The sequence below is a fragment of the Bacteroidales bacterium genome (genome assembly GCA_031275285.1).
Classification (GTDB): Bacteria; Bacteroidota; Bacteroidia; order Bacteroidales; family UBA4181; genus JAIRLS01.
This window is the reverse complement of the sequence record JAISOY010000041.1, coordinates 33598-56305: the sequence shown is the minus strand read 5'-3', so window position 1 is coordinate 56305 and position 22708 is coordinate 33598. Positions and strand designations below refer to the sequence as shown.

Annotated in this window: 18 protein-coding genes and 1 pseudogene; 9 read left to right on the top strand and 10 right to left on the bottom strand. The window is 41.2% G+C overall.

Translation table 11 applies throughout. The annotated features are described in order from the left end of the window. Positions 1-2 precede the first annotated feature (2 nt). The gene (locus LBQ60_03705; protein MDR2037008.1) at positions 3-644 is read right to left on the bottom strand and encodes an NUDIX domain-containing protein; all 642 of its coding nucleotides are present in this window, start codon (positions 642-644) and stop codon (positions 3-5) included. Here LBQ60_03705 and pyrE point away from each other — a divergent pair. The 3 genes from pyrE (at position 643) to LBQ60_03690 (ending at position 3169) form a co-directional block, all read left to right on the top strand. Further along, positions 643-1278 carry an orotate phosphoribosyltransferase gene (gene pyrE, locus LBQ60_03700; GenBank protein MDR2037007.1) on the top strand — a complete coding sequence of 212 codons (636 nt, stop codon included), beginning with the start codon at positions 643-645 and terminating at the stop codon, positions 1276-1278. The genes LBQ60_03705 and pyrE overlap by 2 nt on opposite strands. Before the next feature lie 167 nt (positions 1279-1445). Next, positions 1446-2372: a hypothetical protein gene (locus LBQ60_03695; GenBank protein MDR2037006.1), complete on the top strand. Its 927-nt coding sequence runs from the start codon at positions 1446-1448 to the stop codon at positions 2370-2372. A 29-nt stretch (positions 2373-2401) separates the two neighbouring features. Then, positions 2402-3169 carry a hypothetical protein gene (locus tag LBQ60_03690; GenBank protein ID MDR2037005.1) on the top strand — a complete coding sequence of 256 codons (768 nt, stop codon included), beginning with the start codon at positions 2402-2404 and terminating at the stop codon, positions 3167-3169. A 31-nt stretch (positions 3170-3200) separates the two neighbouring features. Here LBQ60_03690 and LBQ60_03685 read toward each other — a convergent pair whose 3' ends face one another. Both LBQ60_03685 and LBQ60_03680 read right to left on the bottom strand, forming a co-directional pair. Then, positions 3201-4022: a peptidylprolyl isomerase gene (locus LBQ60_03685; protein MDR2037004.1), complete on the bottom strand. Its 822-nt coding sequence runs from the start codon at positions 4020-4022 to the stop codon at positions 3201-3203. Positions 4023-4180: 158 nt separating this feature from the next. Further along, complete coding sequence (locus LBQ60_03680) at positions 4181-5323, bottom strand: iron-containing alcohol dehydrogenase (GenBank protein MDR2037003.1); 1143 nt, start codon at positions 5321-5323, stop codon at positions 4181-4183. Between the two features lie 242 nt (positions 5324-5565). Between LBQ60_03680 and LBQ60_03675 the strand changes: the two genes are divergently transcribed. Then, the gene (locus LBQ60_03675; GenBank protein ID MDR2037002.1) at positions 5566-6249 is read left to right on the top strand and encodes a DUF4163 domain-containing protein; all 684 of its coding nucleotides are present in this window, start codon (positions 5566-5568) and stop codon (positions 6247-6249) included. A gap of 106 nt (positions 6250-6355) precedes the next feature. Here LBQ60_03675 and LBQ60_03670 read toward each other — a convergent pair whose 3' ends face one another. Further along, positions 6356-8023 (bottom strand): C1 family peptidase, encoded by a 1668-nt coding sequence (locus tag LBQ60_03670; GenBank protein ID MDR2037001.1) that lies wholly within the window; start codon positions 8021-8023, stop codon positions 6356-6358. Between the two features lie 2 nt (positions 8024-8025). Then, a complete protein-coding gene (locus LBQ60_03665) occupies positions 8026-8874 on the bottom strand; it encodes a pentapeptide repeat-containing protein (GenBank protein MDR2037000.1) in 849 nt (282 codons plus the stop codon). A 217-nt stretch (positions 8875-9091) separates the two neighbouring features. Here LBQ60_03665 and LBQ60_03660 point away from each other — a divergent pair, with 217 nt between their 5' ends. After that, entirely contained in the window at positions 9092-10375 is a 1284-nt protein-coding gene (locus tag LBQ60_03660) for an O-acetylhomoserine aminocarboxypropyltransferase/cysteine synthase (protein ID MDR2036999.1), read from the top strand. A 54-nt stretch (positions 10376-10429) separates the two neighbouring features. Beyond that, entirely contained in the window at positions 10430-11806 is a 1377-nt protein-coding gene (locus LBQ60_03655; protein ID MDR2036998.1) for a Gfo/Idh/MocA family oxidoreductase, read from the top strand. 205 nt (positions 11807-12011) lie between these two features. On the opposite strand, the gene LBQ60_03650 is transcribed toward LBQ60_03655, so the two are convergent. After that, the gene (locus LBQ60_03650) at positions 12012-14063 is read right to left on the bottom strand and encodes an arylsulfatase (protein ID MDR2036997.1); all 2052 of its coding nucleotides are present in this window, start codon (positions 14061-14063) and stop codon (positions 12012-12014) included. Positions 14064-14458: 395 nt separating this feature from the next. Between LBQ60_03650 and clpB the strand changes: the two genes are divergently transcribed. Both clpB and LBQ60_03640 read left to right on the top strand, forming a co-directional pair. Then, positions 14459-17047 (top strand): ATP-dependent chaperone ClpB, encoded by a 2589-nt coding sequence (gene clpB, locus LBQ60_03645; GenBank protein ID MDR2036996.1) that lies wholly within the window; start codon positions 14459-14461, stop codon positions 17045-17047. Positions 17048-17167: 120 nt separating this feature from the next. After that, positions 17168-17455 (top strand): DUF721 domain-containing protein, encoded by a 288-nt coding sequence (locus tag LBQ60_03640; GenBank protein MDR2036995.1) that lies wholly within the window; start codon positions 17168-17170, stop codon positions 17453-17455. Positions 17456-17481: 26 nt separating this feature from the next. On the opposite strand, the gene LBQ60_03635 is transcribed toward LBQ60_03640, so the two are convergent. The 3 genes and pseudogenes from LBQ60_03635 to LBQ60_03625 all read right to left on the bottom strand — a co-directional run bounded on the left by LBQ60_03635 (position 17482) and on the right by LBQ60_03625 (position 20607). Continuing rightward, complete coding sequence (locus tag LBQ60_03635) at positions 17482-18423, bottom strand: ABC transporter permease (protein ID MDR2036994.1); 942 nt, start codon at positions 18421-18423, stop codon at positions 17482-17484. 358 nt (positions 18424-18781) lie between these two features. After that, positions 18782-19462 (bottom strand): annotated as a pseudogene (locus LBQ60_03630) (ABC transporter ATP-binding protein). 2 nt (positions 19463-19464) lie between these two features. Then, positions 19465-20607 carry a hypothetical protein gene (locus tag LBQ60_03625; protein ID MDR2036993.1) on the bottom strand — a complete coding sequence of 381 codons (1143 nt, stop codon included), beginning with the start codon at positions 20605-20607 and terminating at the stop codon, positions 19465-19467. Positions 20608-21005: 398 nt separating this feature from the next. Here LBQ60_03625 and LBQ60_03620 point away from each other — a divergent pair, with 398 nt between their 5' ends. Continuing rightward, entirely contained in the window at positions 21006-21431 is a 426-nt protein-coding gene (locus LBQ60_03620) for a DoxX family protein (protein MDR2036992.1), read from the top strand. A gap of 112 nt (positions 21432-21543) precedes the next feature. Here the strand turns inward: LBQ60_03620 and LBQ60_03615 are convergent, their stop codons facing one another. After that, a complete protein-coding gene (locus LBQ60_03615; GenBank protein ID MDR2036991.1) occupies positions 21544-22671 on the bottom strand; it encodes a hypothetical protein in 1128 nt (375 codons plus the stop codon). Positions 22672-22708 lie beyond the last annotated feature (37 nt).

Genomic DNA, 22708 nt, shown 5'->3' with positions numbered 1-22708 from the left:
AATCAATCGCGGGATTGGCATTTATGGTCCATCCACTTGTCCAACACCTGTTTTATTGAATAATAGGTGTCGTTCAGGGGAATTTCCAGTTGTTTTTCAGAAAGCCAAACAGCTTCGGTGATATTTTCCGAAAGTTGGGGAATCAATGTATGATGGCCATTGTACCGCATGATATACCATGCGGTATGTTTGAGAATATGCTTTCCGTTTTGGTGATAAGTATGGTAGGTATCTGATAATTTCCCTATAATAACCGGTTCCTGAATTAATCCGCATTCTTCAACAACTTCCCTGACTGCTGTTTTTTCTAATGTTTCTTTTTTCTCGGCTTTCCCCTTGGGCAGATCCCATTTTCCTAACCGCCGGATAAATAAGATATCTCCGTTTTCATTGATCACCAGCCCTCCCGCTGCTTCAATGTATTTGAAACAAGCCTTCACTTCACGAAACAATTTCTGTATATCAGGATATACAATATACAGGCAATTTGTTTCAGAATGATCAAATTCTTCCAGTTTTTCAGTCAAAGCAGCCTTATTTTCGAATGTATACACCTCAGCATTGTGGGTTGCAGTGTTTTTTATATTTTTGTCCGTCAAAATCACTGTACGGTGATCAAAATATATCTTAATTTCATTATCCATGTCAGACATTCATCAATCTATTTCGTATTATCTACTGCAAAGTAAGGCAATAAAGTTAGAACCTGCAAGGCCTTTTACCTGGGCTTCCGGATGGAAATCACCCATATATTGTGACAATAGGCGTACGCTTAGCTTTCCGGAAATACGCACGGTGATCAAGCATGCACTGGTGAAAAAGATCCGTGAATATTATCCGCAGGTTGAGGTAATTGCCGGAGTTGCTACAGGCGCCATCGCACAAGGCGCATTGGTAGCCGATGCTATGGACCTCCCTTTTGTTTATGTCCGTTCGTCAGCCAAAGGCCATGGTTTGGGAAACCAGATTGAAGGATATCTTGAACCAGGAAAAAAAACCGTGATCGTTGAAGATCTGATATCAACCGGAGGTAGCAGCCTTGCCGCTGTTGAAGCGATACGGAACGCCGGGAACCCGGTTTTGGGCATGGTTGCAATTTTCACCTACGGATTTCCATTGGCCGAAGAGAACTTTAAAAAATCAGGATGTGAATTACATACGCTGACCAATTATGATGAACTGCTGGACCTGGCCCTCGATTCAGGATACATAAAAGCGGATCAGCTCGAGACATTACGTCAATGGCGGAAAGCCCCCGACAAATGGCGTAACGAATGAGTATGAATTATCACCTTTCATGATCATTCTTTAATGCCTCTATATAAAATTTTCATATGACAGATGCAGAAAAGGATATCGCAAAAGCATCAATGACTGACAACTTACAATGTCCTTGAAAAAGAATTTAATGATCAATCAAATAACTTTGTTGCTACATTTGTAGCATGAGCAGAAAATTCCATATCCGCCCTGCCTGTCAAAAGTTCCTGATATTATTTTTGCAGTTATCTGTTTTTCTTTCTATCTCCGGCAAAGAATGGGATGGAGGATTTACGGCAGGAATGATTGTTTACCTGGGCAATAAAATTACCCGGGTCGGGATTTTTATGGGGGGATGGGTCAGCTATGATTTCATACAATTCAATCCGGGAATAAGGGGCTACTACAATTTTAAAGGCCTGGGCCCTCCCGGGAAATACTGGGAATTAAACGCTTATGGCGGGTTATTGGGAAGCTGGGGGAAAAAGGATGACATCAGAAACCATTTCATCACCGGCGTATCCAACCAGACAGGAAGGCGGTACAGTTTTGCTTATTCATACAACCTCTATTATGACGGAATGGACATGAACCAGAAAACCGGGACTATTGCCGTTCAGATAAACAAGATAAGCGTGATCATGGAAAATGATCTTTTGGGAGATACCAAGGACCGGTTTCGTACAGGAGCCACAGTGATCCAATATAAGGACAAACATACCATCCTGGGGCTCAATCTGCTCTTATGGACCGGTGAAAAGGGGAAACGATTCACAGGAACCGGTTACCCGGCCAGAAGAGGTTACCGCGAAGTCTCCCGCTATGGAAATTATTCACACGGAATATTATCATTGCAGGTACAACATTATACCGGATATGGTCAACATGTACGTGCCGAAGCGGGAATCGACGCGGAACAGGTCCGGCATGCTTTTCAGAACCGGTTCATGCATGATATGTGTTTTCTTCCGGAAAATTGGGTGAAAAATCCCAGCTACCATGTTCCTATGCTGGACACTGAAGGCAATATGTTTTTATACCTGCCCGGACAAACCATCAAAAAACCAACTCCCTATTTTAATCTGTCGTTGAATCCCGGCTTGTTTTACTGATGGAAAAACGTCCCTTTGTTAAAAAAAGCATGGAAAAGTATAAATCCTTCGGAAAAGTGTTATTGTTTGCATTATTGTTCTCAGGTGCTTTTTCATGCACTAAAGATAAAGAGAAAGACAACAGTGTTGGATTGTATAATTTTTGGGCCGGGACATCTCCCTCTGAAAAAATCACCCACCTTGACATGGGTTCATCCACTGTGGGTGGTTTAATAATTTCCGGCGGGGACGGAATATATCATATCATGTCGGATAACGAAGAAATCGTATCTGCTGAGATCAATGTAGAAAATGTTGTTATAATCAGAGCACATAAAGTAGGAAATGCCCATCTTATCGTATCCGATACGAACACCTCTTCATCTGTTTCTGTTTCTGTCACTCAAAGGACAGAAGCCTATTCGGTCGTTCATGTGGGAGTAGTTGTCGAAGTCGAGGAGCCGACAAGTGAAAACAAAGAATCCATCGATCAGGTAAAGGCGGAAATAAGATCAAAAATGAATCAAGTAAAAACCGTCTATCGATTTTACTATAATGACACCGACAAAGGTGATCTGATTATTTTCCCGGGAGGCAACCAGGATGAACCTGTCAGGGCTGGTTTTTTAACCACAAGGGATCATGATGATACTTTTATCCATATCGAATATAATCAGGGCACATCTGATCTTTACCAGCAAAGAAACCTATTCGAAAATAGATACTACATGAAAGATTTTACACAGGAATACCAACAACGATTTCCCGACCTGAAAATAACCAAAGCAGAAGGCTGGGAAAAGATAGAATGGATGTAGTAGTTTTTCTGAAGAATACAGCTAAAGCCCTTTATTTAATGATCTTCATCTTTATGATTTTCACATCCGTCACCGGCCGGTCGGCTCCAGTAGTCTGCACAGCAGCAATTTTATCTACCACATCCATACCTTTGGTCACTTCCCCGAATATGGTATATGCCCCGTCCAGATGAGGGGTTCCCCCAATGGTTTTATAGGTTTGACGATCTTCTTCCTTCATCTTGTAGGGATGTTCCTCCATGTAAGCATTGGCTCTTTCCCTGGCTTTTTCGTGTATTTTTTCGACATCGATTTTTTGTCCGGCTTTTTTCGCAGCTTCTTCTTCCTCTTTAAGGTATTTCACAAATATCTGCTGGGTTTTTACCCCGATTGTCTGAGCCTCGAAATCATCCAGACCTTCGTCCGTGAATTTTTCTCCCTGTACGATATAAAATTGTGAACCGGACGATTCTTTTCCCGGGTTAACGCCATCAGGCAATCGAGCAGCAGACAATACCCCTCTTTTATGGATCAATCCGGGAACAAATTCTGCGGGTATAGTATAACCTGGTCCTCCCGAACCCAGATGCGTCTCTTTCTTTGCATTTTTCGAATTGGGATCGCCAGCCTGTATCATGAAATTTTTAATGACACGGTGAAACAAAATTCCGTTGTAATACCCCTCTTTCACTAATTTGACAAAATTATCCCGGTGCTGGGGTGTCTGGTCATACAATTCGACTTCTATATCACCAAGGCTGGTGGTGATCGCAACTTTTACCGGTTTATCCTGGTTACTACTACTGCCCGCTGAAGAACAATTGAACAATAAAAACGGGCACAACAATAAGATGAGAAAAAATTTTGATTTCATGGGTCATTAAGATTATTTGGCTGCAAAAATAAATATAAAATGGAACATAATCGTCCTGTCTTTACTATTTTACAGAAATCGGACACTTTATCCATCCATGGATATTTTATTCTCTCCCTACAATAAATATGTCATTCTCAGGATTAAATACTTCAGTTTTATTTACTGCTCAACAATATCTGTCTGGCTACGTCACCGGTAACATTCCTTTTTTCTCCGTATGTGACTCCGGCTTTATTGAAACGGGTCCTGATAATCTCTATCGTGTCGTCGCCGATACCTACTTCGGAAAGGCGCGTAGCCAGCCCCAGCGAACGGAAAAATGCTTCTGTTTGAGCGATGGCCTTATCAATACGTTCATCTTCGGTCCCTTCGTTGATATGGAATATCCTTTCGGCATATTGTAATAATTTTCCCCGTTTTTGTTCCTTAAGCACCCGCAGGGTACCCGGTAAAACAATTGCCAATGATGCACCGTGTGTAATGCCGTGCAATGCCGTCAGTTCATGTCCGATCATGTGAGTAGCCCAGTCCTGTGTTACCCCCATCCGGATAAAATCATTCAAAGCCAGCGTTGCCGCAAGCATAAAGTCCGCCATGGTATCATAATCATGCTGATCCTTTTTGATCAGCGGGGCAATTTCCAAAACGGTCAACAGAAGCCCTTCCGCCCAACGGTCCATTACCCGAGATTGTCCGGTAGTGGTCATATATTGTTCCATTACATGTACATAGATATCAGACAACCCATTAGCGATCTGATAGGGAGGAAGGGAATAGGTAGCTTCCGGATCCAGTATGGAAAATTCAGGGTATTGGTTGATGAAAGAATATTTTTCCTGGGTCTCCGTACGGGAGATCACAGCTCCATCATTCATTTCCGACCCTGTAGCAGGCAATGTCATTATAGATGCAAATGGAACGGAAGTCGTCGCCTTGCCCTTCAATACAATATCCCAGGCATCACCATCATAAAGAATTCCTGCGGCAATCAGCTTTGTCCCGTCAAGTACCGATCCGCCTCCGACAGCCAGTACAAAATCAATATTTTTTTCTTTCCCTAATGCAATGGCTTTCCGCAATGTTTCTACAGTCGGATTGGGCTCGATTCCCCAAAATTCAATATATCGATGTTTTCCAAGAGCAGCAACAACCTGATCGTAAATGCCGTTTTTCTTTACGCTGCCACCCCCATAGGTGACCATTACATGCTTATCAGCAGGAATTAATGCGGACAACTGTGCTATCTGGCCTTTTCCAAAAACGAGCCGGGTGGGATTCTGAAATGAAAAATTATTCATGGTAAAATTGTTTATGTGTCATTGATAATTTAATGTACGAAGTTATATTATTCTGTTGAATTTCCCGTCATTTTTGAAAATTGTTTTGCCTTCATGTCGAATCATCCATATTTTCCGTCAGGACCAAAAAACATATCAATTTCCATGATCTTTTTAAAACAATCCCCTTTCTCATTTGTTTCATTATAGATAATCACGACAAATGATCATATCTTTGTTATTTTACATAAATTATATCAGTCATGAAAAAGTATATTATTGGGATGAGTTTTTTGTTACTCGCGTTCGCCGGCTGTCAGGATAAAGCGCTGAATGTGGAAAGCGTGACCCTATCGGAAAAAGATGACAAATGGACCATAGACATCCGCTATCCTGTTTTTTCCTCTTCAGACGAAGCGGTAAATAGTAGTTGTGCCCTCTTGAACCAAAAGATCCAGCAATTTATTGCCGACCTGCATCATAATACAAAAACGGAAGCAGATAAACTTTTTGAATCTATAGACAAAGAGGGCATGGATCCTCCGAATTGGAAATATGAGTTATATGTAAAAGACAGTGTTTTTATGGCTGCCGGAAAATATATCAGTGTCCGTTTATTGGCCTATTCCTTCACAGGAGGCGCTCACGGAATGACGCGTTTTTATACCTTTAATTATGATGTTAAAAATCAGAAATTGCTAACCAATGATGATATTTTCAATAAAGCAGAAGCAGCGGAAGTGAATACACAGTTAAAAACAAAATTCAACAACCCGAGTAATTGTTTATCTACGGTGCCGACGCTCGAGCTGGCTTCCGTGGTCAATTTCAACCGGAATGATGTCTGTTTCACGTATGAGCATTATGTCCTGGGAGCATATGCCTGTGGTTATTATGAAACATCTGTTCCGCGAAAAGAACTGAAAAGGTCATTACTTCTGAAATAGACAGGAGTCTGACAGTATATTTGTCCATTAAAACATAGTTAAATATTTAAACGGACATTATCGGGTCATAAAAAATGTGGCCGTCTAAAACAGACGGCCACATTTTTTATTGTTTCTTTGATCGTTTGACAAAGTTGTGCTCTTCGACTGTTCGGAATGCCTTTATTTTAGCATCTAACTTTCCGGTATTTTTATCATGGATCAACATGGTTTTCAATTCATCCGGCGTATAAGTATTCAGGTTTCCCGGTTTGACCAATGTCTGGTTTTCCGTATTGCTGAAAGGAGCCGGCCGTTTCACCGTTGATCTGTTCATCGCTGACTTCGGTGACATATTCGATATTTTACCATTCTGGAATTCTAATGGTTTTCCGTTTTCAGCAGTAATAAAATAAAAATTATTGTCTTCATTTACTTCTTTGATCACATCATAAGCATCGGCCATCACCACCAGATAGTACTTTCCGGTGAGGTTCGGCATTTTGTAGCTGATCACAAATCCCTCCGTACCATATTCTTCTTCTCCGGCCATTTTTCCGGGCTCCACTTTGGCATTATTCCAATACCCTCCTACCAATGATTTAGAATCATTGTTATAGCCATCTTCATCACAGTCCGGACAAGCACTAGCAGAATAATAATCATCGAATATCACCTGATAGTTGTTGGCATTCATGGCATCATAAAGCATATATACCACCGTCCAGTTAGATGTGGGTAAAATCGTTTTATTTCCTGAGTTATATACTTTATAGGAAAAAGCACGGTCATAGTTTGGATCTGAGTTATCTGCTTCGTCTTCGGCATGATAAGCCAACAGGTCGTATCCGTTACTTAAGTTGCCGGAGCTGATCCCGCCGCTACCCACGGATACACTATTTACATTCTGCGCCACAAAAGCCGCAAAACAAAAACTTTTACAGAAGAAATCGTAATCTATCCAGATACTTCCATTATCACCCCAGGAAGTTCCCCATGAATTCCTTACCCGGAAAGCATTCTTCGAATCATCATAGCCGACCAGTACCATGGCATGGTAAGCATGCTGCATCCCCGGGTTATTATAAGTATCCGAACTGATCACCGCCGAACTGTTCCAAGTCATGAAACGGTCTCCCAGTCTGGCTCCAAAAGCTATCGGACGACCTGCATTCAGGTATCCTTTAAAATTTCCGACCGTAAGGCCTTCTGTCTCAGAAGCTATCTTCCGGTAATTGGCTAGTTTATTACCACTGTTCCCCGTTTTGCTCCCGGTACAATTTCCCATCGATGAATAAGGAACAGCACTCAAGGAAGCTGCTCCATCCGTAATTAATGCGTCCAGAGCCGGTTCGAAATTCGTACCTTCGCAATTCGAACCTTTCTGTCCTGAAGGAATAGTCAACCAAAGATCTTTAGGGCTGGTCTGATTACTAGCATTGCCCAGTTCCGAGCTGCTCCATCCTTTTTCAATGGCATTCAATGCTGTTTTCAGGTTATATCCTACAGACCAGGCCACACAAGTACCATAATTTCCCTGATTACCGATTGGAGGAAACTTGTCCTCTAACGATACTCTGGCGGCAAGAGTACCTCCATCATCAAAAGGAGTAATATCTTCAGGGATATTATCCATATTCTCATCTTCAGCCAGCCATCCGGTCTGGGTCAGAATTTTCAGGATATCATCGATGATATCTTCAACGCTCTTTCCACAACCATGGAAAGTCAGTGTAACCGGCAAAATAGCCAGCAGGAATATAACGATTCCTCTCCTTATTCTTGTGTGCATCATGTTTAATGGGTTTTATTTCCGTAAAATGTTTCTGTTAAAATCAGGCGATCCGTATCGATCCCTTCGAAACGGACAGTATTCAAAAAAAATGTTTTTTCAAAATTAGCTTTTCCTTTAAGTGTAGGGTTAATAAATTCTGTGGTATATAAAAATCTGGAAAAGGAAAAATCAACATTATTTTCAAAAACCGCATAATTGAAAAAAGCAGCCCCGCACACTTCCATCAGGTCAAAGCCGACTCCCTGAAGAAAAATACTGTTGTTAAAATTCAGTTTCCCTTTAAAGGACGATTCCTGGAATGATGCTTTATCCTCAAACCGGGCATCCAGAAAATAAACATTCCCATAAAAAGAGGCATAGATCATAGAGAATGACTTTTCTGCTTTTACTTCCGAGAAATAGCTATCCTTGGACCAAACAGACATGCTGTTAAAATTCGCATTCTCCCCGAAAACAGACTTGCTGAAATTAACCATGCCGAAGACAATAGTTTTTTCAAAATCGACTTCTCCCCTGAAATCACAATCCGTAAATACCAGGTTATTTCTAAAACATGTGCTGACAGGTAAAGTTCCCTGTTTTCCATTCGCCGTAACTTTACCCATAAAAATACAGTTACTGAAAAAGATATTGGAAGATATCTCGTTTTGAAGTGAATTGGCATTCACAATGAAGGGAGTACTGTTCACCGTAAAATCCAAATCATTTACAATGATCTTGTTCACCACATGAACAGGTTTATCTTTCTTTATAAGTTTTAATATTTCAGAAGCCTTTATCTCTTTTTTATCCGCCCCATTGCAGGAAAAACAGATAAAAGCAGATACGATAAGTAATACCAGTCGATACATTTCTGTCTATAATTTATCATGTTATGGATGCAAATGTACAGGATTTTTTATTCTTATGTGAATAAAACTTAAAATGTTGCTTTATCATAAAATTCTACCTGTTTTTTCTTATTTTTGTTGCTTGCAAATTTCGTATGTTTTTATGATCTATTGGACAGTTGTGAAACCCGATATTAGATGGAAAAAATCAAGAATCAATTTTAGTATTAAGTAGCAAATGAACAAAAAATTTAGTCCGGAAACACTCTGTGTGCAGGCAGGGTGGAAACCAAAGAAAGGTGAACCAAGAGTCCTGCCTATTTATCAGAGTACTACTTTCAAGTATGACAACAGCGAACAAATGGCCCGGCTTTTCGATCTGGAGGAAAGCGGATATTTTTATACGCGGCTGCAAAATCCCACCAATGATTTCGTCGCTGCAAAGATCACCGAGTTGGAAGGTGGTGTTGCCGGCATGTTGACTTCATCGGGACAGGCTGCATCTTTTTATTCCGTATTTAATATCTGTGAAGCGGGCGATCATTTCATCAGTGCATCGGCCATTTACGGGGGAACTTTCAATTTATTTTCCGTAACCATGCAGAAACTGGGCATTGAAGTTACTTTTATCAACCAGGATGCCGATGAAGCGGAAATAGCCAAAGCTTTCCGGCCCAACACCAAACTGGTATTCGCCGAAACCATCGCTAATCCCGTACTGAAAGTACTGGATATTGAAAAATTCGCACGCATAGCGCATTCCCATCAGGTTCCCCTGATCATCGACAATACATTCGCTACCCCCATCAATTGCCGCCCTTTCGAGTTTGGCGCCGATATCGTGATCCATTCTACCACAAAATATATGGATGGCCACGCTACCAGTGTGGGAGGATGTATTATTGACAGCGGTAACTTCGACTGGGAAGCACATAAAGATAAATATCCCGGTTTAACCGAGCCGGATCCGTCTTATCACGGACTGGCTTATAGTAAAGCTTTCGGAAAAGGAGCCTATATCACAAAAGCAACCAGCCAGTTAATGCGTGACCTTGGATCTATCCAGTCTCCACAAAATGCTTTCTTATTGAACCTGGGATTGGAAACATTGCATTTACGGGTTCCACGGCACTGTGAAAACGCACAAAAAGTGGCTGAATTCCTGGAAAAGAACGATCAGGTGGCCTGGGTGAATTATAGCGGGTTACCATCCAACAAATATCATGAGTTGGCTCAAAAACAATTCCGTAACGGACAATCATGCGGGGTAGTTACTTTTGGGCTGAAAGGTGGCCGGGATGTTTCCATTCGTTTTATGGACCATCTTAAACTGGCTGCTATTGTAACGCACGTGGCAGATGCCCGTACCTGTGTACTGCATCCGGCCAGCCATACCCACAGGCAATTGTCCGATGAACAGCTGATAGCAGCCGGAGTGCAACCGGATCTGATCCGATTTTCAGTCGGCATAGAAAATGCCGATGATATCATCGCAGATATTGAACAGGCATTAAGTCACTGATTGATATATTTTTCTGAGTGTGTAATTGAGTTAGGTGTTTAAATAAATGTCAAAATGAAAAATAACAAAAAACCAAATGAGAAAGGATTGAGCCGTCGTTCCTTTCTATCGAATGCCACTCTGCTTGGTGCCGGTGGGGTATTGGGGACAGGTTCTTTATTACATTCCTGTTCAGGAACTGATAATAATAAAATTACTCCCCTTCGTCCGTTGAGTGAAATATACATTCCTGATCTACCCGATAAGGCCATTGATGGCAAACCAATAAAAGCGGCTTTAATTGGCTGCGGTTCAAGGGGAACAGGAGCAGCTGTCAATTTTTTAAATGCCGGAAATGACGTTTCCATTGTGGCATGTGCCGACTTATTCAAAGATAAAGTAGATAGTTGCCGCAAAATATTGAAAGAAAAGAACAATAATGAAGTAGCCGATGACATGTGCTTTACCGGTTTTGAGGCATATAAAAAAGCCTGCGAATTACCGGTAGATGTTATTCTGATCGCTACACCGAATTTATTCCACCCGTATCACCTTAAATATGCAGTGGATCAGGGGAAACACGTTTTCGTCGAAAAACCGGCTTGTGTTGATACCGCAGGATACAAAACATTTCTGGTAGCAGTCAAACAGGCTCAATCAAAAGGACAAAGCGTCCTCACAGGAACCCAATATCATCACGACCGTCCGTTTGTAGAATCATACCAGAAGATCCAGGAAGGATATATAGGACAGATTGTTTCCGGAAGTGTTTTTTACAACACGACACCGCTGACTCCTGTTACGCGTCAACCGGGCTGGACGGACATGGAATATATGATCCGGGATTTCTTCAGTTGGAACTGGCTTTGTGGTGATATGATCCTTGACCAGCTGATCCATTGGATCGACGTTTTCGTTTGGTTCTCCCATCTGAAACCATCGAAAGTAATTGCTACCGGATCAAGGATTTTCCGTACGGCAGGTGATATTTATGATAATTTTGGAATTAATTTTGAGTTCGAAGGTGGTGTTACAGTCAGTGGTATCTGCCGGCAAATGTATAATTGTGACAATTACCGGGGAGCTGTTATCCAGGGGACAAAAGGATCATGGGACAGTAAAGATTTCACCATCCGTGACCTGAATGGCAACGAGATATGGAAGTATGATGCCGCAGCCGCAAAAGAGAAATACAAGACCCATGACATGTATACCCTCGAACATGTTGATTTTATCAGCAATATCCGCAAAGGAAAGTTGATGAACAATGCTGAAACGACAGCGATCTCTTCCATTGCTGCCATTATGGCCCGGGAATCGGCTTACACCGGAAAAACAATCACCTGGGACCAGATCAATGCTTCCACCATGAACCTGATGCCTGAAAAACTGGCATTGGAAAATGTGGACATGTCTAAATACAACGTGATCCCTCTTCCGGGACAAAAATAATTCATAAAAACCTGAACATATTCAGTGAATAAAGAGGCTGTCTCACAATAGAAATTAAGTCTCTGAGAATTGAATATTTGGATTTGTTCTCGGATAGGTATCCGAATAAAGAGAGGGTGAAATCACATTGTGATACACCCTCTTTATCATTTTATTTTGTAACGATAGAGGACAAAAATATTCTTTTCGGACAGTATGATCGACTTTAATTTTCCACCAAAAGTTTTACATCATCGATCCAGATGGTTCCATCTGAGTTACCCACATAAAATACCAACTGATAATTCCCGTTCCCCGGCAGGAAAACATGATTAAATTCATAATCGGAAATACCTGTTCCAATGGTTACTTTTTGATCGATAGGTTTTACCGTAACATCCTGGACTTTTTCCAACCGGAAATACACATCTGTTTCATTTTTTGCCATAGCTTTAAAACTAACAGAGGCCTTAAGTTTATTTCCCGCATTGAACACCCATTTCAGCGACGCGGAAGCAGGTCTTTCTCCCTGTTCTCTTATATCGATCCTGGCCGTTTTAGTTCCTGAAATCGTATGGATGGTATCAATAGTAAAATCCGCTTTGGCATCGGGACGATTTGTGATCTCCCAATCTCCGAAATGATCATCAAATTCTCCATTTATACAATCACGCTTGTAGGCGCGTTGACGTTCACCATATGTACGTGTATCCAGGGGAAACACGCCAATTTCTTCAGCCCAGTTTTTCCATTTTCCATATAACTCTTCTTTCTTCCCCGGATACTGCCCTGCAAGATCATTCATTTCAGTCGGGTCTACACTCATGTCATATAAATGAATACCAGATTCATCAAAAGGATCGCCCTCCAAGGTTTTCGTCACTAGTTTCCATTTCCCGTCCCTTACGGCAATATTGGCCTCATGCTCCCAAAAAGTAAGTTTCCTGTTGGTTCTTTTACCTGAGAAATTAGGGACAAGACTGACCCCCTGCATCGGAGTAATATCTTTACCATCATATTTCTGAGGATACCTGGCTTTTCCCAAATCAACGCAAGTAGCCATAATATCGATAAGATGACCGTACTCATCAACAAATCCGTTGTTTAATTTCTTTTTAATCCCTTTGGGATAATGAACGACCAACGGAGTAGCAATCCCGCCTTCATTGGTGTGATGCTTATATTCCTTGTAAGGCGTACTGCTTAAATTGGCCCAATTGATCCGGTAGCTTTCATAGGTATCTTCTTTCCCATCCACATCTTTCCTCTTTCCACTGCTGATGAACTCAGCACAGGCGCCATTATCACTAAGGAACATGATGATAGTATTATCCAACTGACCTTCACTTTCCAGTTGCTGCACCACCTTTCCGATACCCTGGTCCATTGCATCGACCTGTGCGGCATAAATAGCCATCCGCATTACGAATTCATGTTGTTGGGTTTCTGATAACTCATCCCATGCAGGAACGGCTTCATCGCGGGGAGACATCACCACTCCGCTGCCGAATAATCCCATTGCTTTCTGCCTTTGAAAGCGTTCCTCCCGAAGTCTGTCCCAACCTTTTTTATAACGATCAACATATTTGTCAATATCTTCCTGTAAGGCATGTAATGGCCAATGCGGAGAAGTATATGCCAGATATAGGAAAAGCGGATCCTGATAATTATGATGGTCGATGAATGCTACTGCACTGTCGCTTATTGCATGGGTAAAATAAAAACTTCCGTCATCAGGTGAAGGGTATCTTTCATTGTCGTTGTTATAAATCATTTTAAAATAATTAGCTGCTCCGCCGACAATCCCGTAAAACCTGTCGAAGCCACGTTGATTAGGCCAAATATCCTTTATCCCGCCATTGTTCTTCCTGTCACTGCTCACATGCCACTTCCCGCTCATATAAGTCCGATACCCCGATCCACTCAAGACTTCAGCTATGGTAACACATTTGTCATTGAGGTATCCCTGATAAGCGGGCCTTTGAAGATCTGCCGCAGCCATCCAGCCCATACCTGCCTGATGCGGATAAAGTCCTGTCAATAAAGATGCCCGTGTCGGACAACTTCTTGCTGCATTGTAAAATTGACGATAACGCAATCCATTTTCTGCCAAACGGTCGAGGTTAGGCGTCTCTACTTCTCCTCCATAACATCCTAAATCGGAATATCCCATATCATCGGCCAGGATAATAATGATGTTGGGGCGTTCGGCAGCCTGAACCAGAGATGATAAACCAAGTAATGAAACTCCCCAGTATTTTAATGAAATATGATTCATTCTACTTTTCTTCTAATAAACATTCTGCCAAAATAAAGAGAATATTTCAAATGCTATTTCTTAAAGGCTTATTTTTAATTTCACAAATAGTTTTTCCGGTATGAAAATTATACCCTGTCTTCCAACAAATTCTCTTCCCAATCATCATTACAGATCCGGATTGGGAATGTTAAAAGAAAATAACCTGTCTTAAGTTCGGATTGAGGATATCCAACTAAGGCATATAATTAGAGAAAGCGATGGTATGATCTAATAAAACCGTCATTTTCAAAATTTCTATTAAAATGGGTGAAACAAAAACATAAAATAGGACTTTTTGGCAGAATTATGTATTTTGGCGAATTATTTGCGAAGCATTATTTTGTTAATGAAATAACCCAGTAAACTAAAATATAATGAATCTGAATCAATTTACCATAAAGGCGCAGGAATCTGTCCAAAATGCGTTTCAGATAGCGCAACAAAATGGCAATCAGGCGGTAGAAACAGGGCACCTGATAAAATCTTTGTTTGACGAAAGTGAAGATGTTATAGGATTCCTACTGAAAAAAATCAATGTGAATGTCAGTCGGGTCCAGGATGTGATCAACAGTATTGTGACATCCTATCCGAAGGTATCCGGAGGAGAACCATATTTATCAAAGGATGCCGCCAAGGCATTACAAAAAGCGATTTCACTATCCAAGGATGCCGGAGATCAGTTCGTCTCCATAGAATATATTCTTGCCGGCTTATTGGATGTTGGGGACCAGGTTACACAGGTTCTAAAAGATAACGGGGTCTCACAAAAGGAGTTGAAAAAAGCCATTGAGGAATTGCGTAAAGGTGAAAAAGTAACCAGCCAGACTGCCGAACAGACCTTTGATTCCCTGAACCGGTATGCCATCAACTTAAATGACCGTGCAAGAAACGGGAAACTGGATCCGGTGATCGGCCGGGATGAAGAAATACGACGGGTATTGCAGATACTGTCGCGCCGGACCAAAAATAATCCCATACTTGTGGGTGAGCCTGGTGTAGGAAAGACAGCTATTGCAGAAGGACTGGCACATCGTATCGTGAACGGGGATGTTCCTGAAAACCTGAAAAGCAAACAGGTGTATTCCTTGGATATGGGTGCTTTAGTTGCCGGCGCAAAATACAAAGGTGAATTTGAAGAACGACTCAAAGCAGTGGTCAAGGAAGTGATTGCTTCCGAAGGAGACGTGGTCCTTTTTATTGATGAGATACATACCTTAGTAGGTGCAGGTCGTGGAGACGGGGCTATGGATGCCGCCAACATTTTGAAACCGGCACTGGCACGTGGTGAACTTCGTGCGGTCGGGGCAACTACTTTGGACGAATACCAGAAATATTTTGAAAAGGATAAAGCATTGGAAAGGCGCTTCCAAATCGTTATGATTGACGAACCGGATACTTTAAGTGCGATTTCCATATTACGCGGTATTAAAGACCGGTATGAGACACATCACCAAGTACGTATCCGTGATGAAGCCATTATCTCTTCAGTTGAATTATCACAGCGTTATATATCAGACCGCTTCCTGCCGGATAAAGCCATTGACCTGATGGATGAAGCAGCTTCCAAGTTACGCCTTGAAATGAATTCCGTACCTGAAGAAATTGATCTGCTCGACCGCCGGATCCAACAACTGGAAATCGAACGGGAAGCCATCAAACGGGAAGGAAATGAACCTAAAATAAAACAATTATCCGAGGAAATTGCCAACCTCTCGGAAGAACGTAATGAGTTACGTGCCAAATGGCAAAGTGAGCGTAAAATCATAGAAAAGATACAGACCCTTAAAAATGAAATAGAAAATTATAAGGTCGAGGCACAGCAGGCTGAAAGAAGTGGCGATTACGGAAAAGTGGCGGAGATCCGTTATGGAAAAATAAAGGACGCCGAAGCGGAAATGGAGAAAATGAACCAGGAACTTCAGGATCAACAGGCTGACTCCGCATTAATTAAGGAAGAAGTGACTTCGGATGATATCGCAGAAGTGGTTGCCCGATGGACAGGTATACCTGTTTCCCGCATGTTGCAAAGTGAAAGAGAAAAATTATTGACTCTTGAAGATGAGTTACATCACCGGGTTGTTGGACAGGATGAGGCTATTGCGGTAATTTCGGATGCTGTTCGACGAAACAGGGCCGGACTGTCGGATCCTAAACGTCCGATCGGATCATTTATTTTCCTAGGTACTACCGGTGTCGGAAAAACAGAATTAGCAAGGGCATTGGCCGAATTTCTTTTTAATGACGAAAATATGATGACGCGTATCGATATGTCTGAATATCAGGAGCGTCATTCGGTATCGCGTTTGGTAGGTGCCCCTCCCGGCTATGTAGGTTATGATGAGGGAGGACAGTTAACCGAAGCCGTGCGTCACAAACCGTATTCGGTGGTATTGCTGGATGAAATTGAAAAAGCACACCCGGATGTATTCAATATCCTGCTTCAGGTATTGGACGATGGCCGTCTGACAGATAACAAAGGGCGCACGGTCAATTTTAAAAATACCATCATCATTATGACTTCCAATATCGGGTCGCATCTGATCATGGAAAAAATGGACGGATTGAATGATAAAAACCGGGAAAAAGTACTGGAACAAACACGGATTGAGGTAATGGATTTATTGAAACAAACGATCCGCCCTGAATTCATCAACCGGGTAGACGAGATCGTTGTTTTCAAACCGCTTCATCAGGATGAGATCAAGCAGGTAGTGATGTTGCAGGTGGAAAATCTCAAAAAGATGGTCAAACTACAGGGAATTGAATTAAAGGTAACCGAAAGCGCTATTGAATGGCTATCTGCGGCCGGATATGACCCGCAATTCGGTGCACGTCCTGTAAAACGGGTAATTCAGAAGAATATCCTGAATGAATTGTCCAAACGCATCCTTTCCGGCAGTGTAATGGTTGACAAACCCATCATTGTAGATGTGGAAAAAGGTGATCTGATTTTTGAAAATTAGGAATCACAATAATTAAAAGCAGAATGACCTCTTTTTGAGGTCATTCTGCTTTTAATTATTACAATGGTCAACACGCAAACCAATATTTTGTATATTTACAACATATTGAATGATCATATCGTGAAACGTACAAATACCATATTGCTAAAGGATCTTCTGGATGAAATCATCGAAGAATATCAACTGGATGGAAAGATAAATGAAACAAGGATCATTTCCGCCTGGTCTGAGATATTGGGTCCTTTGGCAAAATCAACAGAAAATATTTATTACAGGAATCAGGTATTATTTGTCCATCTTACCTCATCCGTTATCCGAAATGAACTTCTCATGAGACGTTCGGAAATCATCAGGTTATTGAATGAAAAGCTCGGTAAAAAGCTGGTTACTGACATTATTCTAAGATAAACACTGCCAATATTAGCCCTTTAAACCTACCTCGAGCGGATTTCCCTTCTCATGAATGAGGCATAAGATAAGCCGAAGCATAATATGGTAGCTGCGATTAATCCCGTCAGCTGCGGCCAAACAATCAACAAACTTTGTCCGACAGGCAGGGGATTGGGTATGGAAGCATAGGTTTGCTCCATAGTTAACGGACCAAGACTTCGTACTGAAGGCATGAGTAAAGTAATGGAAGCATCATTAAAGAGTTGTCCGGGAGCCACACGTAAAAGATTCAGAATAAAATTCTGATAATTGACCAGGTATTGTACGGGAGCCATTTCAGATGGTGCAATCGATTTTGCGATCAGACTAACAATCATTTCATAGAATATAGTGAAAAATAACCATATCGCAAGGCTAGCCAAAGCTGCCGTGGCGGCTTGCCTGAAACGCACAGAAAAAAATATGGATAAATTCAACCAAAAAGCTACATAGCAGATACTCAGTAAAAGAAAAAAGACAATACGTATGAACTCTTCAGCCGTAGGTAAAATACCTGTTGCAATTAATCCAAACCCCATCACCAGGAAACCAAGTGCAAAAAACATGACACTGATTACCAATAATGCAGCCACAAACTTGGCATTGATGAGATAGTCACGATGAATTGGCTGAGCCAATATCCTGCTGAGTGTCCCTTTGTTCTGCTCGGTATTGATGGCATCAAAGCCCAAACTAATCCCTAATAAAGGTCCAAGAAAGCTGATAAAAATGAAAAAAGAAGGCAATGTTCCGTCGGAAGCCGTAAACAGTTTAAGAAAGAAGAAAGATCCTTCAGGATCATCTTTGATCGCATTTCCAATATTTGTTAAAGCAGTATACAACGAACCCATACATGTCAGAATAATAATAGCTGCCAGTATAATAAAACGCCAGCTCCTGATATGGTCTGAAATTTCTTTTGCAACGATGACGCGAAAGGGATGCATTACAGAGTGTCCGTGAACGGAATTTTTTCCCCGAAACAAATTCGACACCCATGAATGTTGGTCAATAGATATGGATTGTTTTAGATCATTCATTGTTACCTCCTTCAAAATAGCGGTTATAAATATCATCAAGGCCGTATTCTTTTTTATTCAAAGAAACCAAAGGAATACCTGCATCAATAACTGTTTTTGCGATAACCGGAGTAATATCTTTAGAACAACAGATGCGAAAAAGATCATTCTCCTGCCATACCTCTATCACTCCATCAATTATCCGGAGCGCATCCTGTACCTTGCTTACATCCTTTGATTCCGGAACATAACCAACTTCTACCAATAAGGGTTCTCCAGCAAATACCTGTTCAGATAAAGTGAAAATATCTCCTTCTGCCAACAGTTTTCCACCGACGAACAGGCCAACCCTGTCACAAACCTGTTGTACCTGATGCAAATGATGTGACGAAAAAAGAACAGTGATTCCCTCTTCTTTACTCAATTGAACAATCAGGTCCATAAATTCACGTACCCCATTGGGATCAATTCCTGAAGTCGGTTCATCCAGAATGATGATCTCAGGATCTTTGATCAATACATCGGCAAGTCCCAGCCGTTGACGCATACCACGGGAATACTTCCCTGTTTTTTTGCTGGTCTCATGACCAAGTCCCACCCGAACAAGTAATTTCTGGGCCCTGGCTCTTGCATCTTCCAGGGAAATCCGGTTTAAGCGGGCGGTATATATCAGGTTTTCAAATCCGGTACGGTCATCATAAAAACCGACATCTTCCGGAAGATACCCCACTTTCCGTTTTACTTCCATGGGATGAGAGGTGGAATTGATTCCACAAACACTTACCGTTCCGGATGTCGGATCAGTCAGTCCTAACATCATCAAAATTGTCGTTGATTTTCCTGCCCCGTTTGGCCCTAATAAGCCAAATATCTCACCCTTACGAATGGTTAGATTAAGCGAATCAACAGCGGTATACGATCCGTATTTTTTCGTTAGGTTCGTAAGTTCTATAACATTGGGTTCCACGGCTACCTCCTTCCGTATTTTCTAAACAAATAATATATCCCACCTATTACAATCAAAATAATCAGGATTCCCAACCAACCTGAAAGCATGGAAGTCTTAACGGTAATTCTGAAATCAATACCAGAAGAAGCTTCAGGTGTCCTGGCCGTTATTTTTGTTGCATAATCGCCGGGAATGACTTTTTGGGGTGCTTTAATGATTGCCGTTACTTGCGTTGAACCACCTGTTCTCAGAACATCCACTTTGGAAGGCTCAAAAGTAATGCTCCAGTCTACTGGTTTGTTGGCGCTAAATTCGATATCCCTTAATTCTGATGATCCGGGATTATGTATGACCAGCTCCACTTTTTTTTCATCACCGGCAGTAATTGACGTGCTTAACAGGCCTTGGGGCGTTGTTAACTCCATCTCATAAGAACCTGTGATTACAGCTTCTAATTCCAGCTCAGCCGATGTATTACTGGTGGCTGTTCTTATAGGAAACTTATAGGTTCCTGCTTCAATTTTTGCAGGCGGTTTTACTTCAATGGTAATATCAATGATATTGTTTGGTTCTACTTCTACTGATGTTACTTGTTTTCCACCAGCTCTGAAAGATACGTTCCAACCGCGTGGTGCGTTAGTCGTCAGCCCGTATAACTGTTTCTCGGCCGTGCGGTTCCTTAATTTAGCATTATAGGTAAAAGTAGCATTGGACTGTCCTTCCATATTGGCCTGTGTAGTGGTGAATTCGGTTTTATAGGTCCCTTGTTCAGACACTATAACAGATAAAGGAAGGGTATACTGCCCTGCATTCACAGTAAAACCATAGGTGCCTTTATTGATTTTTAAAGGAACTTCTACCTTAAGGTTTAAACTTTTTTTCTCTCCGGGAAGTACGGATATGCGACTGATTTTCCAACCTCCGGATTTCAGATCAAAATCCCATCCTCTGGGTATCCCGGAAATAGAGATATCCAGATTCTGAACCACATCTGTATTGTTAATCAGATCTACGGTATAATCGAGTGACTCTCCAGGCGGCACGGAAATCTTTGTGTAAGGCGTATAGATTGTCACTCCTTTCGATGGTTCTGCAGCAAATGAACCGACAAGCATTACTCCTGCGAGGGAGATTAATAGTAATAGTTTTGTTTGCATCGACATAAAAAATTCCTCCTAAATTTTAAATGGTTTTCAATACAACTGCAAAATTAAAGTGTGATTTCTTAACAATTGTTAAAGCTTTCTAAAAAAATATTAAAATCGGAAAAATTCATCTCATTTTTATTCATGCCTCTATATCTCAAAACCTTTATAAACCTCTTTATTATTGGGATAAAAGCATAGAAAAAGAATAACCGGATATAATATCACTGAAATTTCTCAGTGAATGAGAACAACAAAGTCTACAAATGGTAAGATGATCTTTAAAAAATGGCATTTTACAGGTAAATTCTAAAAAAATGATCAAAATATGATGGGTATTCCATGATTTTTTTACCTTTGCCACTATTAATATATTAATGAGTTTATTGACAGTATCTAACAAAATTGAATAAATTATGCCTACTAAATTTGATACTTTTATTAGAAATGAAGATACAGGAAAGTTATTACTTCGTATATCTGTCGGTATGCTTCTGTTACCACATGGCTTGCATAAACTGATCCACGGTCTTGATCCGATTAAATTACTGCTGTCATCAAGCGGCTTACCTGAATTTATTGCTTATGGTGTTCCTGTGGGAGAGGTGATTGCTCCACTTTTGTTGGTACTTGGCCTCTGGTCCAGAATTGCAGGAGTAATCGTCATTTTCACCATGTTAATGACATTCTTTTTGGCACTAGGTCTTTCTGCATTTTCATTTGGGATCACCGGCGGCCTTAAAGGTGAATTAAACTTATTATTCCTGTTAGCTTCTGCTGCAATTTGCTTTTTGGGCTCGGGCCAATACAGTGTTTCCGGGGGAAAAGGACGTTGGGACTAAAGGATAGATATCGTCTCACGGCTGATCTATTGATTGAAAACTGATATTTTCCATCTGAACCAGAACATCAGATGGAAAGATCGATCGTTTGAAAATTGTTAATAAGACCGGATCAAAAAGTAGCGACAATCTCAACGGTGAATTTGTCCTGAAAAAGCAAATTCTTACCATGATCAGATGGAGTATGCCTGAAAAAATATTTTTCATAATTGAACCGTAACTCCGATCCGACCAATCTTTGTATGAACCCCAGATTAACCCCTATGGTTGCTCTCTGTGTCGATACTCTCTCAATGGCATTGCTGTTCTGATTGATAAATTCAATACCGTCACCTATATCCCAGCGGGCAATAGGGGCAATATAATCTATTGCAGAATTCTGTATATGAAACTGATAATAACCATGTACATGAGCAGCTGTCAGAATATGAAGTTCCTCATCTTTAAGCCTGCGTTGGGCATATTCTGCTTCAATCCTGAAATCGTCACCTACATAATGAAGTTCGCCTCCCCACATCCAGAGGTTCTGTTTGAATTCTTCAACAGCATAGGTTCCTCCTGTTTCAACAACATGGTTTGAAACAGGTGTCGCACCGTTATAATGACTGACAGCACCTTTCAGTCCCTTACTATGGCCTATTTCAACACGATAGACCATACTGATATGATCAGACCATTCCGGATTGTTGCTGCCTGATCCGTTGAATACTCCAAGTACGAGCAGTACCGGAAAACCACTAAAGCGGTATCGGGACAAAACACCAATATCCCTTGACCCTATCGATCCGACATAATCAACCGGAACACCATCTGCCAGGTCTTGTCCGAAGTAACTGGTAAGATATTTGGAAAGGAAAGAACGGTTAGCAAACATGTTTGAAGAAGGGCCACGGTCCAGGTCCGTACTAAATTTATATTGCTGTTGACCGATCGACAGATCAAAATTCCCAAAAAGGAAAGAAGCATATGAATCCAATATGGATATCTTGCCTTCATTATTGAAGTCGATCTGTATTCTATATTGCATATATGGACTTACCAATCCGCGAACACCTATCCTGGAATTTCTCACATTGAAGCGGTGATACCCATTATAGGTACTGGTTTCAAATTTCGCCTTCACCGCACCATATATTTCCGGAATATATGAGATTTCTGTGTCTTTTTCTTTCTCCGAATCCTGTGCCCATAGGTGTGTGATTCCCCATAACGGGAGCAACAGGAGTAAAAATTTTTTCATACCTTAATTTACATGACTGATCGACCAAATATGGTTC

Excerpts from the sequence above, each read along its gene's own strand:
- pyrE (MDR2037007.1), top strand. The coding sequence starts at position 643 with ATGTCAGACATTCATCAATCTATTTCGTATTATCTACTGCAAAGTAAG.
- LBQ60_03705 (MDR2037008.1), bottom strand. The coding sequence starts at position 644 with ATGGATAATGAAATTAAGATATATTTTGATCACCGTACAGTGATTTTG.
- LBQ60_03695 (MDR2037006.1), top strand. The coding sequence starts at position 1,446 with ATGAGCAGAAAATTCCATATCCGCCCTGCCTGTCAAAAGTTCCTGATA.
- LBQ60_03690 (MDR2037005.1), top strand. The coding sequence starts at position 2,402 with ATGGAAAAGTATAAATCCTTCGGAAAAGTGTTATTGTTTGCATTATTG.
- LBQ60_03685 (MDR2037004.1), bottom strand. The coding sequence starts at position 4,022 with ATGAAATCAAAATTTTTTCTCATCTTATTGTTGTGCCCGTTTTTATTG.
- LBQ60_03680 (MDR2037003.1), bottom strand. The coding sequence starts at position 5,323 with ATGAATAATTTTTCATTTCAGAATCCCACCCGGCTCGTTTTTGGAAAA.
- LBQ60_03675 (MDR2037002.1), top strand. The coding sequence starts at position 5,566 with ATGAAAAAGTATATTATTGGGATGAGTTTTTTGTTACTCGCGTTCGCC.
- LBQ60_03670 (MDR2037001.1), bottom strand. The coding sequence starts at position 8,023 with ATGATGCACACAAGAATAAGGAGAGGAATCGTTATATTCCTGCTGGCT.
- LBQ60_03665 (MDR2037000.1), bottom strand. The coding sequence starts at position 8,874 with ATGTATCGACTGGTATTACTTATCGTATCTGCTTTTATCTGTTTTTCC.
- LBQ60_03660 (MDR2036999.1), top strand. The coding sequence starts at position 9,092 with ATGAACAAAAAATTTAGTCCGGAAACACTCTGTGTGCAGGCAGGGTGG.
- LBQ60_03655 (MDR2036998.1), top strand. The coding sequence starts at position 10,430 with ATGAAAAATAACAAAAAACCAAATGAGAAAGGATTGAGCCGTCGTTCC.
- LBQ60_03650 (MDR2036997.1), bottom strand. The coding sequence starts at position 14,063 with ATGAATCATATTTCATTAAAATACTGGGGAGTTTCATTACTTGGTTTA.
- clpB (MDR2036996.1), top strand. The coding sequence starts at position 14,459 with ATGAATCTGAATCAATTTACCATAAAGGCGCAGGAATCTGTCCAAAAT.
- LBQ60_03635 (MDR2036994.1), bottom strand. The coding sequence starts at position 18,423 with ATGCATCCCTTTCGCGTCATCGTTGCAAAAGAAATTTCAGACCATATC.
- LBQ60_03625 (MDR2036993.1), bottom strand. The coding sequence starts at position 20,607 with ATGTCGATGCAAACAAAACTATTACTATTAATCTCCCTCGCAGGAGTA.
- LBQ60_03620 (MDR2036992.1), top strand. The coding sequence starts at position 21,006 with ATGCCTACTAAATTTGATACTTTTATTAGAAATGAAGATACAGGAAAG.
- LBQ60_03615 (MDR2036991.1), bottom strand. The coding sequence starts at position 22,671 with ATGAAAAAATTTTTACTCCTGTTGCTCCCGTTATGGGGAATCACACAC.